Below are 14922 nucleotides of genomic sequence, written 5' to 3'. Positions count from 1 at the left end.
CCCGCACTATTTATTTTTTAAATAGCACGCAGAAAGTCATTGCGTGCGCGCTGCATTAATGAATGCAACAACACATTGTTCGACAATAACTTCGAGACAGCACACTGCTACAACTTTCGCTGTTCGGCGTTAATCTCCGAAGCGCACCAAAACTGCACTATCAATCATTACCCCGAACGCGATTTTATTTAGACAAGAACAAGGAACAGCGCCTGTGACCCGCTAAAACACTGACCCGCACCAAATCAGTCCGCCACGCACCATCACGCGTCCTGGCCGACACGAGAACAGCCGCTCTATCTCGCTGAACAGCGCGATACCGCGCCAGGCCTGTCTCGCCTTTGAAAAAGCCCTGCAAACAGGGCCGTCGGGAGGTTATGCGCCCATGAAAACCGGCGTGCCTGATGAAACTTATATAAATGCGACATACGTATCATCCGTGAAATAACCGCTACACATTTGTTTACTGTTTGGCACAGCGGTTGCTATTGCATCAACCATGAGGGCAAGAACGATATTCGCCACTCAATTGCACACTCACTTATAAAAGAACAGCCACGGACCGGATCAATGAACCATCGAAGTCGGCATTACTGAAACAACACGCTGCACAAGCCCTGTTCAATAGATAGTTCAACTATCGGCTTCTGCACACCCGTATGAAAGTTGCGACCACTCACTCGAACAACGCTGTGTTGTTCGAACGGCACCTTATTGCCCTTCATCCACCCGAGGGAGCTTTAATGAACGATGCGGTAAAGCACAGAACGCCGCCGGGGCCAGTACCGAACGCAGCGCTTGCGTCGGTGGCGGGTCGGCCCGTCTACAAGGCCAACACTTCGCAGCCCGGCGGCCTGAACAAACAGCAGATGCTGTTGCTGGTGGCGGTGTCGGCGTTGATACACGGCGGCGCCTGGTGGTTTTTCCAGCAGGCGCGGGCCGAACCGCTGCCGACGCCACCGGAAATTCCGGAAATGACCGTCGAGCTCACCAGCCCGACACCGCCGGCCCCGCCGACACCGGAGCCGCCTCCTCCCCCGCCGCCCCCTCCCGAACCGGAACAACCGGTGGAAGACGAGGACGCGGTCAAGCCGCCGCCCAAACCGGTGGAGAAACCCAAGCCGATCGAAAAACCGAAACCGGTCGAGAAACCCAAACCGGTGAAAAAGGCCGAGCCGCCGAAAGCGCCGCCCGCCCCTGCGCAACCGGCAGCGCCTGCCGCTCCGGCCACCCCGAGTGCGCCTCCTGCACCTGCGGCGGCACCGGGCCCGGTGAAAGAGTCGGCGGCGATTTCCGGCCTCGCCAGCCTCGGCAACCCGCCGCCGGAATACCCGTCGCTGGCCCTGCGGCGCAACTGGGAAGGCAGCGTGGTGCTGCGGATTCAGGTGCTGGCCAACGGTCGCGCCGGTTCGGTGACGGTGACCAAATCCAGCGGCAAGCCGCAACTGGATGACGCGGCGGTCGCGGCGGTGAAGGCCTGGAAGTTCATACCGGCCAAGCGCGGCGACACACCGATCGACGGCTTCGCCACCCAGACCATCGATTTCAAATTGCCGCAATGACGGCGCGACAACCGAACTCACAACCGATTAACGCAAGCGAGGTGTAGCCATGAACGATTCTCTGTCTTCGATGATTGTCCCCGGCGTGCTCTGGGGGCTGGTGCTGTTTTCCGTGGTCAGCTGGGCGATCCTGCTGGTCAAGTCGGCGCAATACTTGCGCCAGAAAACCCAGAACAAGCAGTTCAGCAAAGCCTTCTGGGGCGCGCCGGATCTGCTCACCGCCGCCGAACACGCCAGCCAGTATCCGGGCTCGCTGGCGCGGATCGCCAGCAGCGGTTTTGAAGCCTTGCTGGTGGAAGAGTCCCCGCGCACCACCCAGCAACTGGCACACACCATCAACCGTTCCGACCGACTGGAGCGCAACCTGCGCCAGCAGATCCAGAAGGAACGTCGCTCGCTGGAAAACGGCCAGGCGATCCTCGCCAGTATCGGCAGCACCGCGCCGTTCATCGGTCTGTTCGGCACCGTGTGGGGAATCATGGAAGCCCTGCAAAGCATCGGCGCCAGCGGTTCGGCCAGCCTGGAAACCGTGGCCGGGCCGATCGGCCACGCGCTGATCGCCACCGGTGTGGGGATTGCCGTCGCGGTGCCGGCAGTGCTGATCTACAACTTCTTCCTGCGGCGCCTGAAACTGGCCTCGGCGGACATGGATGACTTCGCCCACGACTTCGACGCCCTCGCCTCGCGCAGCGCTTTCTCCATCAGCCGCCAGGCCATCGCCAAATCCACGGCCGCCGTGCGGGAGGCCAGCTGATGTCCTTTTCCACTCAAGACAGCGATGAAGTGCTCAGCGAAATGAACGTCACGCCGCTGGTGGACGTGATGCTCGTGCTGCTGGTGGTGTTCATCGTCACCGCACCGCTGATGACCAACGCGATCAAGGTCAACCTGCCAAAAACCGACGCCGTCGCTCCCGCCGAAAAGAAGGATCCGGTGGTGGTCAGCGTCGATCAGGACGGCAAGTTCTTCCTGGCCAAGACCGAGCTGGCGCCGGAATCACTGGAGGCCAGCCTCAAGGAGGTCAAGGCCAAAGATGCCGACGTACGCGTGCAGCTGCAGGCCGACTCCGCCGTGAATTACGGCCAGGTCGCCAAAGCCATGGCGTCCATCGAGCGCTCGGGCATCACCAAGATATCGGTGATGACCACCCGCTGACGGCGGTGCCGGGCGCGCAGTGAGGGACGCGCCCGACACCGTTCGTTGAATCCCGTCGCAATCGGCCGACCGAAAAAACGCAGCGCGTCTTCGGAGGGGATCGGCTTGCTTGAAGAAAGTGGTTTTCGCGGCGCGGCACCACCGTGCTCCGTGCAAAGAGGGCTCACAAGGCCATTTCGATAAACGTCTAACAAAGTCGGAAACAACCATGCTGATGAACACTCCACGCTTCACGCTCAAACCCTTGGTGGCGACGATTTCCCGTCACCGTTTCGTTCCGTTGTACCTGGTGGCCATGGGGATGGGCGCCGGGGTACAAGCCGCCGAGGACGACAACAGCGTCCCGGCCGCCGCTGCGGTGGTCGCGCCGACCACGCAACTGCAACGAGTCGAAGTGACCGGTTCGGCGATCCGTCGGGTCGACGCGGAAACGGCGGTGCCGATCACCGTGCTCAAGGCCGATGAGCTGCGTAAACAGGGCGTGACCACCACCGCCGAACTGGTGCAGCGCATCACCGGCAGCCAGTCGATCAACAACAGTGCAGGCTCGGTCGGCGCGGCCACCGGCGGTGCATCGTTCGCCGACATGCGCGGCATCGGCGCGAACAAAACGCTGGTGCTGCTCAACGGTCGCCGACTGGCCAACAACGCCCTGTCGGGCACCAACTCGGCCGGCGGCGCGGTGGATCTGAACATGATCCCGTTTGCCGCGATCGAGCGCGTGGAAGTGCTGCGCGACGGCGCCTCGGCCCTGTACGGTACCGACGCCATCGGCGGCGTGATCAACTTCATCACCAAGAAATCCATGACCGACGGCCAACTCACCCTCGGCGGCGAAACCCCGACCCACAGTGGCGGCGGTGCGACCAAGGACATGAGCGCCAGTTGGGGCTACGGCGATCTGGAGCAGGACCGCTTCAACGTGCTCGGCGTGTTCAACTACAACAAGCAGCAGAACCTCGACGCCAACGACCGCTCCTTCGCCCGCGACTATGTCCCCGGCCGAGGTCTCGACCAGACCTCCGGCACCGCGTTCCCCGGCAACTACAGCCAGAACGGCAACGCCACCAACCCGCTGGCCAACAGCAATTGCAACGGCCCCAACCTGGTGGCCCGCGACGGCCTCTGCCGCTTCAGCACCCGCGAATACATCGACCTGGTGCCGCAGACCGAGAAAACGTCGTTCTTCGGCAAGACCACCGGCAAACTGGCCGACGACCACAACGTCAACCTCGAATACTTCTGGTCGCGCAACAACAACGCCATTGCTATTGGCCCGGCGCCATTGACCGGCCTCAGCCTCGACTCATCCTCGCCCTACTACCCCGGCAACGGCATCACCCCGGCGCCCACCGGTTTCGCCCTCGACCCGACGCAACCGGTGGACGTGAACTGGCGCGAAACCGCCGCCGGCCCGCGTGAATCGAAAGACCAGAACACCAGCCAGCGCTTTTTGCTGAGCTTCGACGGTCTGGTTGGCGGCTGGGACTACAACGTCGGCGCCTCGTACAACCAGAACAAGATCGTCTCCAGCGTTACCAGCGGCTACGTCAGCGATCAGGCGATGATCGACGGTCTGGCCAGCGGCCTGCTCAACCCGTTCGGCCCGCAGACCAGCGCCGGTCAGCAATACATCGACCAGGCCGCGTACCACGGCGCCTATTCCACGGCGGTCGGTCGGGTCGCCGGTTTCGACGGGCGGATCAGCCGCGAGATCGGTGACTGGTTCGGTGCCGGTCCGTCCGGCCTGGCCTTGGGCGGCGAGTACCGCAAAGAGAAATTCCACCAGGACTTCGAAGCCTTTGCCGGCGACATCCAGAGCCTGGGCATCGACCCGGCCGGCAGCGTCGAGGGCGACCGCAGCGTGAAAGCCGCCTACGCGGAAATCAACGTACCGGTGCTCGACAGCCTGGAACTGTCCGCCGCTGTGCGTCACGACAAATACAGCGACTTCGGCAGCACCACCAACCCGAAATATTCGTTCCGTTATCAGCCGCTCAAGGAACTGGTGGTGCGCGGCGCCTACAGCGAAGGCTTCCGCGCGCCGTCGCTGTATGAGTTGTATTCGCCGCGCAGCATCACCTTCACCCAGGGCTACTACAACGACCCGGTGCTGTGTACCGGCGGCGTGGTGCAACCGGGCGGCAACGGCGGGCGTGATTGCGGTCAGCAGTTCCTCAACCAGATCGGCGGCAACGAAGACCTGGCCCCGGAGAAGGCGCGCAACGTGACGCTGGGCTTCGTCTATCAGCCGGTCAGCAATCTGTCCGTGGGCCTGGATTTCTGGTGGATTCACATCTCCAACCAGATCCAGCCGTTCCCGGAATCCACCGTGTTCGATCAGGCCGGCAGCTACCCTGACCGCTTCGTGCGCAACGCCGACGGCACGCTCAACTACATCGTCACCGGCAACGCCAACCTCGGCATCGTCGAAACCAACGGCGTCGATGTGTCGCTGGACTATCGCTTCCCGAACACGCCGTACGGTCAATTCGGCCTGGGCCTGCAAGGCACCTATGTCGACGAGTACGACTTCCAGAGCACCATCAAGGGCCCGTTCACCGACAAGGTCGGCGACTTCAAGGGCGACGGTGTGATTGCCCGCTGGAAACACAACCTGACCGGTTCCTGGACCTTCGGTGCAGCCCGCGCGGCGCTGACCAACCGCTTCACCACCGGCTACAACGACTACGACCGCGAGACCAACGCGCGGGTCGCGTCGTATTCGGTGTGGGACCTGTCGGCCGGCTACACCTTCGACAAGGTGCTGGACGTCGATGCCGGGGTGAAGAACCTGTTCGACCGCGATCCGCCGTTCTCCAACCAGGCCTACAACTTCCAGAGCGGTTATGACCCGCGCTACACCGATCCGCTGGGCCGCACGCTGTTTGCGCGCATGACGTACCACTTCTGAGTCCCGGTCGGGGCCGCGCAAGACTCCGGCCGGCCCCTTCCCCTTGCGAATTCGCATCCCGCAGCGGCCTGCCGCCGCTTCGGGTTTTTCCGGCTCAGAGGAACGACTTCATGACATTCATGCGCAACATGGCCGGCCTGCTGCTCGGCAGCGCGCTGCTGTGCAACGCGTCATCTGCGCTGGCCGGCGGCAGCTACGCGATGACGGTGTACGGCGAGGCGCCTAAATACCCCGCCGGTTTCCAGCACTTCGATTTCGTCAATCCCGATGCCCCCAAGGGCGGCTCGCTCAGCCGCGCTTCGATGGAGATCGGTCAGTACAACTACATCACCCCGTATGCCGATCAGGGCATTTCCGTGGTGCAGGTCAACGACTGGGTGTATTCGCCGCTGGCGTTCCGCTCCCTGGACGAGCCTTACACCGTCTACGGTCTGGTGGCGCAATCCATGGAGCGCGATCCCGGCGGTCTGTGGGTGCGTTTCAACCTGAATCCCGAGGCGCGTTTCGCCGATGGCACGCCGATCACCGCCGAGGACGTGCGCTACACCTTCGAACTGTTGATGACCAAGGGCAGCCTGAGTTATCGCCAGCAATACGCCGACGTGCAGGACGTGCTGATCGAAGGCCCGCGGCAGATTCGCTTCACTTTCAAGAACAACCTCAACCGCACCCTGGCGCTGGATCTGGCGTCGCTGCGACCGGTGCCCGAGCACTGGTGGAAAACCCGCGACTTCGCCAACGGCGGCGGTTTCGAACCACCATTGGGCAGCGGCCCTTATCGGGTGAGCAAGGTCGATGCGGGACGCAGCATCAGTTTTCAGAGAGATCCGGACTGGTGGGGCAAAGATTTGCCGGTCAGTCGCGGGATGTACAACTTCGACAGCCTGACCGTGAATTTCTACGGCGACACAGACGTCGCCCGACAACTGCTGCAGGCGGGGGCGTTCGACTACAACCGCGAGTTTTCCTCGTCCGGCTACGTGGTCGGCTACGACAGCCCGGCCCTGCGCGACGGTCGCCTGCAACAGGCGATTCTCGCCCCGGACAAACCGACCTGCGCCCAGGGTTTCGTGTTCAACCTGCAGAATCCGCTGTTCAAGGATCGCCGCGTGCGTCAGGCGCTGAGCCTGCTGTGGGATTTCGAGTGGACCAACAAGCAGATGATGCGCGGCTTCTACGTGCGCCAGAACAGCTACTGGCCGAAGAGTGAAATGGCCGCCACCGCCCTGCCCGACGCCGGCGAACTGGCGATCCTCGAACCGCTGCGCGGACAGATTCCGGACGAGGTTTTCAGCCGGGTCTATCAGGCGCCGAAAACCGATGGCAGCGGCTACATCCGCGACAAGCAGTTGCAGGCCCTGAAGCTGCTGGCCGAAGCCGGATGGACGCCGAAAAACAACCGGCTGGTGAACGCCGCCGGCGAGCCCTTCGAATTCACCTTCCTCGACGGCCAGGGCGGTTTCGACCGCATGCTGCTGCCGTACAAACGCACCCTGGCGCAGATCGGCATCACCCTGAATCTGCGGCGTATCGATTCAGCGCAGTACATCAACCGGCTCAACGCCCGGGACTACGACATGATCGTCACCAGTTTCCCGCGCAGCGGCGATCCGATCGTCTCGCCGGGCCGCGAGTTGTACAGCCTGTATGCCTCGCAGAGCGCCACGCAGGTCGGCAGTTCCAATTCGATGGTGCTGGCGGACCCGGCGGTGGACCGGCTGATCGACGGCCTGGTCCAGGCCAATACCCGCGACGCTATGGTGCGTTACGCCCGCGCCCTAGACCGGGTGCTGCAATGGGGTGACTACATGATTCCCAACTACTACTCCAAAGGCACGCCGACGGTGTTTCAGAACCGCTTCGGCAGGCCACCGGTGCAGCCGATTTACAGCGAAGGCCTCGATACCTGGTGGGAGGTCTCGGCCAAGCCGCTGACCAATCAGCAGATGAGCGCCCTGCGCCAGCTCGCGGGGGGCCAGTGACATGTGGCGTTATCTGAGTCGACGTCTGTTACTGATCATCCCGACGCTGCTGTGCATTCTGGTGGTCAACTTCGTCATCGTGCAGGCCGCGCCCGGCGGCCCGGTGGAACAGGCCATCGCCCGCCTGCAAGGTTTCGGCGGGCACAGCATGGGCGGCGCCAGCGAGGTAACCGCCATCGGCGGTGCCGGGCGCAGCAGCCGAGGCCTGGACCCGGCGCTGATCGAAGAGATCAAGCACCACTACGGCTTCGACAAACCGATGCACGAACGCCTGTGGCTGATGCTGAAAAACTACGCGCAACTGGACCTGGGCAGCAGTTTCTTTCGCGGTGCGAAAGTGACGGATCTGATCGTGCAGAAGCTGCCGGTGTCGCTGTCCCTCGGCCTGTGGGCGACCTTGATCACCTACCTGATTTCGATCCCGCTGGGCATTCGCAAGGCGATCAAAAACGGCAGCGCATTCGATGTCTGGAGCAGCACGGCGATCATCGTCGGTTACGCGATGCCGGCGTTTCTGTTCGCGATCCTGTTGATCGTGGTGTTCGCCGGGGGCAGCTACGTCAACTGGTTTCCGGTGCAGGGGCTGGTTTCGGACAATTTCGACAGCCTGAGCCTGTGGGGCAAGGTCGGCGACTACCTCTGGCACCTGGTGTTGCCGGTGACGGCGCTGGTGATCGGCGGTTTTGCGACGCTGACGATCCTGACCAAGAACAGCTTCCTCAACGAGATCAGCCGCCAGTATGTGATCACCGCGCGCGCCAAGGGCCTGACCGAAAGACGCGTGCTCTACGGCCATGTGTTTCGCAACGCGATGCTGCTGGTGGTCGCCGGTGTGCCGTCGGCGTTGATCGAGGTGTTTTTCGCCGGCTCCCTGCTGATCGAAACCATCTTCAACCTCGACGGCCTCGGGCGCATGAGCTACGAAGCGGCGGTGTCGCGGGACTACCCGGTGGTGTTCGGCACGCTGTTCCTGTTCACCCTGTTCGGCCTGTTGATCAAGCTGATCGGCGACCTCTGCTACACCCTGCTCGACCCGCGCATCGACTTCTCGGCGAGGACTGCCTGATGTTCACACTCTCCCCTCTGGGCCGGCGGCGCATCGCCCAATTCAAGGCCAACCGTCGCGGGCGCTGGTCGCTGTGGCTGTTCATCGGGCTGTGCCTGATCTGCCTCGGCGGCGAACTGATCGCCAACGACAAGCCGCTGGTGATCCGCTACCACCATGCCTTCTACTTCCCGATCCTCAGCGATTATCTGGAAACCGATTTCGGCGGCGAACTGCCGTTCCAGCCGGATTACGCGAGCAATTACGTACACAAACTGATCGAGGATCAGGGCGGCTGGATGCTGTTCCCGCCGATCCCGTTCAGCTACGACACGGTCAATTACGACCTAACTGAACCGGCGCCGAGTCCGCCGTCCTCCAGCAACTGGCTGGGCACCGACGATCAGGCCCGGGACGTGTTGGCGCGGGTGATTTTCGGCACGCGGATTTCGATCCTGTTTGCGCTGATTCTCACGGCCGTCAGTGCGCTGATCGGCATCGTCGCCGGGGCGTTGCAGGGTTATTACGGCGGCTGGGTCGACTTGCTCGGGCAACGGGTGCTGGAGATCTGGTCGGGGCTGCCGGTGCTGTACCTGCTGATCATTTTGTCGGGGTTCGTATCGCCGAGTTTCTGGTGGCTGCTGGGGATCATGGCGCTGTTTTCCTGGCTGGCACTGGTGGACGTGGTGCGCGCCGAGTTCCTGCGCGGGCGCAGCCTGGAATACGTCAAGGCCGCGCGGGCCCTGGGCCTGACGGACAGCGAGCTGATGCGCCGGCACATTCTGCCCAACGCCATGACCTCCACCCTGACCTACCTGCCGTTCATTCTGACCGGCGCCATCGCCACCCTCACCGCGCTGGATTTTCTCGGCTTCGGCATGCCCGCCGGCACCGCATCGCTGGGCGAACTGATCGGCCAGGCCAAGCGCAATCTGCAAGCGCCGTGGTTGGGGCTGACGGCGTTTTTTGCCCTGGCGCTGATTCTGTCCTTACTGGTGTTTATCGGCGAAGCCTGCCGTGACGCGTTCGATCCGCGATCCTGATCCCCGGAGCTGAAATGACCGACAACCTGATTGAAATCCGCGACCTGCGCGTCGCCTTCGCCGGGCACGAAGTGGTGCACGGCGTGAACCTCGACATCCGCCGTGGCGAGTGCCTGGCACTGGTCGGCGAGTCCGGCTCGGGCAAGTCGGTGACGGCCCACTCGATCCTGCGTTTGCTGCCAGGCAAAACCGTCAGTAGCACGGGCAGCATCCGCTACAACGGCGTGGACTTGCTGCATGCCAGCGAGCAGCAGATGCGCGGCTTGCGCGGCAACCGCATCGCGATGATTTTCCAGGAGCCGATGACCTCGCTGAACCCGCTGCACACGGTGGAAAAGCAGATCAGCGAAGTGCTGGAGATCCACAAGGGGCTCAAGGGTCGCGCCGCACGCCAGCGCACGCTGGAGCTGCTGGAATTGGTGGGCATTCGCCAGCCGTTGCAGCGCTTGAAGGCCTATCCGCACCAGCTCTCCGGTGGCCAGCGGCAACGGGTGATGATCGCCATGGCGCTGGCCAACGAGCCGCAATTGCTGATCGCCGACGAACCGACCACGGCGCTGGACGTGACCGTGCAGCAGAAGATTCTCGAACTGCTGATCGAGTTGCAGCAACGCCTCGGCATGTCGCTGCTGCTGATCAGTCACGACCTCAATCTGGTGAGACGCATCGCCCAACGGGTGTGCGTGATGCGCCACGGGGAAATCGTCGAACAAGCCGATTGCGCAACGCTGTTCCGCACCCCGCAGCATCCTTACAGCCGCCTGCTGATCGAGGCGGAACCGTCCGGCGCACCTGTGCCGAGTCGCTACGATCACAATCTGCTGGAAGTGGATGATCTGAAAGTCTGGTTCCCGCTGCCCAAGGCGTTGTTCAGCCGCACCCAGGAATACATCAAGGCCGTGGACGGCGTGAGTTTCCGGCTGCAACGGGGCAAGACTCTGGGCATTGTCGGCGAGTCCGGCTCGGGCAAGTCGACGCTGGGCCAGGCGATTCTGCGGCTGGTGGAATCCGAGGGCGATATTCGCTTCGGCAACAAGCAATTGAGCCTGCTCAATCAGCGTTTGATGCGCCCCTTGCGCCGGCAGATCCAGGTGGTGTTCCAGGACCCGTTCGGCAGCCTCAGCCCTCGGATGTCGGTGCAGCAGATCATCGCCGAAGGCCTGCTGACCCACGGCATCGGCACGGCCGAAGAACGCGAAGCGGCGGTGATCCGCGTGCTGGAGGAAGTCGGCCTCGATCCGCAGAGCCGCCATCGCTATCCCCACGAGTTTTCCGGTGGCCAGCGCCAGCGCATTTCCATCGCCCGGGCGCTGGTGCTGGAACCGGCGCTGATTCTGCTCGACGAACCGACCTCGGCGCTGGACCGCACGGTGCAGAAACAGGTGGTGGAGTTGTTGAGGCAATTGCAGATCCGCCATGGGCTGACGTACCTGTTCATCAGCCATGACCTGGCGGTGGTGCATGCACTGGCGCACGATTTGATGGTGATCAAGGACGGCAAGGTGGTGGAACAGGGAGCGTCGCGCCAGATTTTTGCGGCGCCGCAGCATGTCTATACCCAGGAACTGCTGAAAGCCTCCGGCCTGGCATTGGCAAAAACCGGGGGTGAGCGGGTTCCAGCAATCTGACCTTCAGTGCTTTCAGATTTATTTTCCGGCCACTGCATCCAAACGCCTCCGTCACGGGTAGTCCCTGTAACAGCCCCCTTTCGGCTGTCAGCGGTTTACCCTTTTTCGGAGAAACACTGATGAACATCACCCAACTGATCGGCTTCACCGGTTTGCTCGCCGTCGCCTCGACAAGCTTTGCCCAAAGCAGTTATCCCGATGCGATCAAGGTGCCGGACGGTCACAAGATCGCGATGGAAACCACCGGGGTCGGCGAGATCACCTACGAATGCCGGGACAAGGCCAATGCCGCCGGCCAGACCGAGTGGGTGTTCGTCGGCCCCAAAGCGGTGCTCAACGATCGCAGCGGCAAACAGGTCGGCACCTACTTCGGCCCGCCCGCCACCTGGCAGGCAAAGGACGGCTCGAAAGTCACCGGCACGCAATTGGCCGTCGCGCCGTCGAGCCCGGGCAACCTGCCCTATCAATTGGTCAAGGCCAACCCCGCCGAGGGCAAAGGCGCGATGAGCGGCGTGAGCTACATCCAGCGCGTCGCGCTCAAGGGCGGCGTGGCGCCGGGCAGCGAATGCACGGCGGCGAACAAGGGCAAACAGGAAGTGGTGAAGTACCAGGCCGACTACATTTTCTGGGCCGCGAACTGAGCCTGACTGGACGTTTGCTCGATGCTTGCTAGATTGCAGGACATGCCATTACCCGAAACCGCGTTCGATTACGAAGCCCGCCTCGCCGCCTGTGCCCGCGGCGAGCGCGGGGCCCTGCGCGAATTGTATGTGCAGGAAAGCCCGCGGCTGCTCGGTGTGGCCCGACGTCTGGTGCGCGACACGGCGCTGGCCGAAGACATCGTTCACGACGCATTCATCAAGATCTGGGCCGGCGCGGCGGGGTTCGATCCGGCGCGCGGTTCGGCCCGGGGCTGGATGTTCAGCGTGACCCGGCATCTGGCGTTGAATGTGTTGCGCAATCACGACCGGGAAACGCCGTTGAACGACAGCAACGAATCTCCGGCGATTGATGACGACTTCGATGCGCTGGCGCAATCGACCCGCATCCATCGCTGCCTGCATCAACTGGAACCGCAACGCCGCCGCTGCATCCTTCACGCCTACGTCGACGGTTACAGCCACGCACAGATCGCCCAACGCCTCGACACGCCGCTGGGCACCGTCAAAGCCTGGATCAAGCGCAGCCTCAATGCGTTGCGGGAGTGCATGGGATGACCACCGAATCGGCGCAGGAACGCGATGAACTGGCCAGCGAATACGTGCTTGGCACCCTCTCGGCCGAAGCGCGCGCCGAGGTGCAACGGCGCTTGCCCAACGAGCCCGAGCTGCAAGCGGCGGTGGATGCCTGGGAGCGGCGCTTGCTGGAGTTGACCGACCTCGCCCCGGCGCATCAGCCCTCGTCGCAGCTGTGGCAACGCATCGAACGCAGTGTCGGGCAACTCACCCACAAAGTGGCGCCCGAGATTTCCTGGTGGAACCGCCTGTCGCTGTGGCGCGGATTGAGCGCTGCCGGGTTGGCCGCGACTTTGTTGCTGGGTTCGATCCTGTTGACCCAGACCACACCGAAACCGAGCTTTCTGGTGGTGCTGGTCGCCCCGCAGGACAAGGCGCCGGGCTGGGTGATACAGGCCAGCAGTCCACGGGAGATCCAGTTGATTCCGCTGGGCGTGGTCGAGGTGCCGGCCGACAAAGCGCTGGAGTTCTGGACCAAGGCCGATGGCTGGCAGGGTCCGGTGTCGCTGGGGCTGGTCAAACCGGGCCAGGCGCTGTCGATCCCGCTGGACAAGCTGCCGCCGCTGCAACCGAACCAGTTGTTCGAGCTGACGCTGGAAGGCGCCACCGGTTCGCCGATCGGCAAACCTACCGGGCCGATCCAGGCAATCGGCCGCGCAGTGAAGGTGCTGTGACAAACCATCATCGGCGTCGATGTTCACCATCACGTCAATGAAGTTCTCTTAAAAAATCCCGGGCGTAACATCGGCTCCATACCAAACAAACAACACCCCCGGAGCACACCATCATGAAACGCCAAGTCATCCTCAGCATTGCCCTCTCGGTTCTGGCCTTCAACGCATTTGCCGCCAAACCTGCCCACACCATGATCGCCGAAGGCGGTTCGGATCGTCTGATCGAACGTCGCGTTGCCGAAGGTGGTTCGGATCGTCTGATCGAGCGTCGCGTTGCCGAAGGTGGCTCGGATCGTCTGATCGAACGCCGCGTTGCCGAAGGTGGTTCGGATCGTCTGATTGAACGTCGCGTTGCTGAAGGTGGCTCGGATCGTCTGATCGAACGCCGTGTTGCCGAAGGTGGTTCGGATCGTCTGATCGAACGCCGTGTTGCCGAAGGTGGTTCGGATCGTCTGATCGAACGCCGTGTTGCCGAAGGTGGTTCGGATCGTCTGATCGAACGTCGCGTTGCCTGAATGAATGGCTTGATCGCAACAACCCAGAAAAAACCCGGCGCCCGTCAGCCGGGTTTTTTTATGCCTTTTTGATCGTCCTCAGCCCTTGGCCATGCAGCGCCGATAACGCTCGTCGACCCGTTTGGCAAACCACGCCGTGGTCAGTTTGCGGGTGATCTTCGGGCTCTGCAGCACGATGCCCGGCAGCACCGCACGTGGCAGTGACTTGCCTTCCGCACGCTCCGCCAGTTCGAAGACCCGTTGATACAGTTTGGTCTCCTCGAAGGCCAGGCTATCGCCCTTCTCCAGTTGATCGCGGATCACCGGATTGCGCATGCCCAGGGATTTGCCGAGGGTGCGCACTGCCAGTTCAGTGCTGCCCGGCATGATCGCGCCCGGGCGGATCAGGTCGCCGTCCAGCGCCAGCGGAATCCCCGACGCGCGGCTGACCGCGTTCTGAAATGCCGCGTTGCGACTGGCGTACCAGCCGGCGTTGAAGTCGGCGAAGCGGTACAGCGGCTCGCGATAACTCACCGGATAACCGAGCAAATGGGCGATGCCGAAGTACATGCCGCCCCGACGGCTGAACACCTCGCGGCGAATCGTGCCGTCCACCGGGTACGGGTAGTCCTTGGCATGCTGCTCGGCGAATTCGATGCTGACCTGCATCGGCCCGCCGGTGTGCACCGGGTTGAAACCGCTGAACAGCGTGCGGCCCATCGGCACCGAGCCGATGAAGTCGTCGAAAATTGCGCTCAATTCCTTTTCGCTGCGGGCGGCGCTGAGGCGTTCGCTGTAGGTCTTGCCGTTCGGCGAACGCACCTGCAAGGCGCCGCTGACCAACAGACTCGGGATATGCACCTTGGCAGCGCGGCGGTCAATTTCGTCACGGGCAATCTTGCCCAGACCGGGCACCGGCGGATCGACCTGAAAAGTGGATTCCTGCTCGGCGACGGCCAGCACCGAACACAGATTCTGCGTGGTCGGGCTGATGCCCTGGGCGGCGAACGCGGCGTAGATATCGGTGGCCCAGCCCTGGCGGTCGACGGTTTTTGCCGGCAGCAGGCGCACGATCTGCGCCTTGACCTCGGCGGGCGGGCGCGGCGCCGGTTCTTCGCTGCGTTGACCGGCGCAACCGGCCAGTACCAGCAGCGCGGCGAGGCTGACGAATAATCGAGGGGTGTGCATAC

13 protein-coding genes are annotated in these 14922 nt (G+C 62.8%); 12 read left to right on the top strand and 1 reads right to left on the bottom strand.

What is annotated here, in order from left to right:
- Positions 1 to 743: 743 nt before the first annotated feature.
- The 12 genes from CAF74_RS07375 to CAF74_RS07320 all read left to right on the top strand — a co-directional run bounded on the left by CAF74_RS07375 (position 744) and on the right by CAF74_RS07320 (position 13753).
- A complete protein-coding gene (locus CAF74_RS07375) occupies positions 744 to 1562 on the top strand; it encodes a TonB family protein (protein ID WP_085686619.1) in 819 nt (272 codons plus the stop codon).
- Between the two features lie 49 nt (positions 1563 to 1611).
- Complete coding sequence (locus CAF74_RS07370) at positions 1612 to 2316, top strand: MotA/TolQ/ExbB proton channel family protein (protein ID WP_085608298.1); 705 nt, start codon at positions 1612 to 1614, stop codon at positions 2314 to 2316.
- The gene (locus CAF74_RS07365) at positions 2316 to 2717 is read left to right on the top strand and encodes a biopolymer transporter ExbD (RefSeq protein ID WP_011335072.1); all 402 of its coding nucleotides are present in this window, start codon (positions 2316 to 2318) and stop codon (positions 2715 to 2717) included. Before CAF74_RS07370 ends, CAF74_RS07365 begins: the two co-directional genes overlap by 1 nt.
- A 208-nt stretch (positions 2718 to 2925) precedes the next feature.
- The gene (locus tag CAF74_RS07360) at positions 2926 to 5631 is read left to right on the top strand and encodes a TonB-dependent receptor (RefSeq protein ID WP_085745887.1); all 2706 of its coding nucleotides are present in this window, start codon (positions 2926 to 2928) and stop codon (positions 5629 to 5631) included.
- Positions 5632 to 5741: 110 nt separating this feature from the next.
- A complete protein-coding gene (locus CAF74_RS07355; RefSeq protein WP_085745886.1) occupies positions 5742 to 7613 on the top strand; it encodes an extracellular solute-binding protein in 1872 nt (623 codons plus the stop codon).
- A gap of 1 nt (position 7614) precedes the next feature.
- Complete coding sequence (locus CAF74_RS07350) at positions 7615 to 8679, top strand: microcin C ABC transporter permease YejB (RefSeq protein WP_011335075.1); 1065 nt, start codon at positions 7615 to 7617, stop codon at positions 8677 to 8679.
- Entirely contained in the window at positions 8679 to 9701 is a 1023-nt protein-coding gene (locus CAF74_RS07345; protein WP_085648212.1) for an ABC transporter permease, read from the top strand. The genes CAF74_RS07350 and CAF74_RS07345 overlap by 1 nt, the downstream gene beginning before the upstream one ends.
- Positions 9702 to 9715: 14 nt before the next feature.
- On the top strand, positions 9716 to 11329 hold the full coding sequence (locus CAF74_RS07340; protein WP_085745885.1) for an ABC transporter ATP-binding protein: 1614 nt from the start codon (positions 9716 to 9718) through the stop codon (positions 11327 to 11329).
- Between the two features lie 119 nt (positions 11330 to 11448).
- Complete coding sequence (locus CAF74_RS07335; RefSeq protein WP_064597927.1) at positions 11449 to 11970, top strand: DUF3455 domain-containing protein; 522 nt, start codon at positions 11449 to 11451, stop codon at positions 11968 to 11970.
- 42 nt (positions 11971 to 12012) lie between these two features.
- Complete coding sequence (locus CAF74_RS07330) at positions 12013 to 12546, top strand: sigma-70 family RNA polymerase sigma factor (RefSeq protein ID WP_170928941.1); 534 nt, start codon at positions 12013 to 12015, stop codon at positions 12544 to 12546.
- The gene (locus tag CAF74_RS07325) at positions 12543 to 13238 is read left to right on the top strand and encodes an anti-sigma factor domain-containing protein (protein WP_085745884.1); all 696 of its coding nucleotides are present in this window, start codon (positions 12543 to 12545) and stop codon (positions 13236 to 13238) included. Before CAF74_RS07330 ends, CAF74_RS07325 begins: the two co-directional genes overlap by 4 nt.
- A gap of 113 nt (positions 13239 to 13351) precedes the next feature.
- Positions 13352 to 13753, top strand: a complete 402-nt coding sequence (locus CAF74_RS07320; protein WP_074689113.1) for a phage infection protein — start codon at positions 13352 to 13354, stop codon at positions 13751 to 13753.
- A 78-nt stretch (positions 13754 to 13831) separates the two neighbouring features.
- On the opposite strand, the gene CAF74_RS07315 is transcribed toward CAF74_RS07320, so the two are convergent.
- A complete protein-coding gene (locus CAF74_RS07315) occupies positions 13832 to 14920 on the bottom strand; it encodes a DUF1615 domain-containing protein (RefSeq protein WP_085745883.1) in 1089 nt (362 codons plus the stop codon).
- Positions 14921 to 14922 lie beyond the last annotated feature (2 nt).

The sequence above is a fragment of the Pseudomonas sp. R45(2017) genome, from assembly GCF_002112305.1.
In the GTDB taxonomy this organism is placed as follows: Bacteria; Pseudomonadota; Gammaproteobacteria; order Pseudomonadales; family Pseudomonadaceae; genus Aquipseudomonas; species Aquipseudomonas paraglycinae.
The sequence above is the reverse complement of the archived record's forward strand: the minus strand, read 5'-3'. Positions and strand labels throughout refer to the sequence as shown.

Coding starts and splice junctions, on each gene's coding strand:
- CAF74_RS07375 (WP_085686619.1), top strand. CDS start 744: ATGAACGATGCGGTAAAGCACAGAACGCCGCCGGGGCCAGTACCGAAC.
- CAF74_RS07370 (WP_085608298.1), top strand. CDS start 1,612: ATGAACGATTCTCTGTCTTCGATGATTGTCCCCGGCGTGCTCTGGGGG.
- CAF74_RS07365 (WP_011335072.1), top strand. CDS start 2,316: ATGTCCTTTTCCACTCAAGACAGCGATGAAGTGCTCAGCGAAATGAAC.
- CAF74_RS07360 (WP_085745887.1), top strand. CDS start 2,926: ATGCTGATGAACACTCCACGCTTCACGCTCAAACCCTTGGTGGCGACG.
- CAF74_RS07355 (WP_085745886.1), top strand. CDS start 5,742: ATGACATTCATGCGCAACATGGCCGGCCTGCTGCTCGGCAGCGCGCTG.
- CAF74_RS07350 (WP_011335075.1), top strand. CDS start 7,615: ATGTGGCGTTATCTGAGTCGACGTCTGTTACTGATCATCCCGACGCTG.
- CAF74_RS07345 (WP_085648212.1), top strand. CDS start 8,679: ATGTTCACACTCTCCCCTCTGGGCCGGCGGCGCATCGCCCAATTCAAG.
- CAF74_RS07340 (WP_085745885.1), top strand. CDS start 9,716: ATGACCGACAACCTGATTGAAATCCGCGACCTGCGCGTCGCCTTCGCC.
- CAF74_RS07335 (WP_064597927.1), top strand. CDS start 11,449: ATGAACATCACCCAACTGATCGGCTTCACCGGTTTGCTCGCCGTCGCC.
- CAF74_RS07330 (WP_170928941.1), top strand. CDS start 12,013: ATGCCATTACCCGAAACCGCGTTCGATTACGAAGCCCGCCTCGCCGCC.
- CAF74_RS07325 (WP_085745884.1), top strand. CDS start 12,543: ATGACCACCGAATCGGCGCAGGAACGCGATGAACTGGCCAGCGAATAC.
- CAF74_RS07320 (WP_074689113.1), top strand. CDS start 13,352: ATGAAACGCCAAGTCATCCTCAGCATTGCCCTCTCGGTTCTGGCCTTC.
- CAF74_RS07315 (WP_085745883.1), bottom strand. CDS start 14,920: ATGCACACCCCTCGATTATTCGTCAGCCTCGCCGCGCTGCTGGTACTG.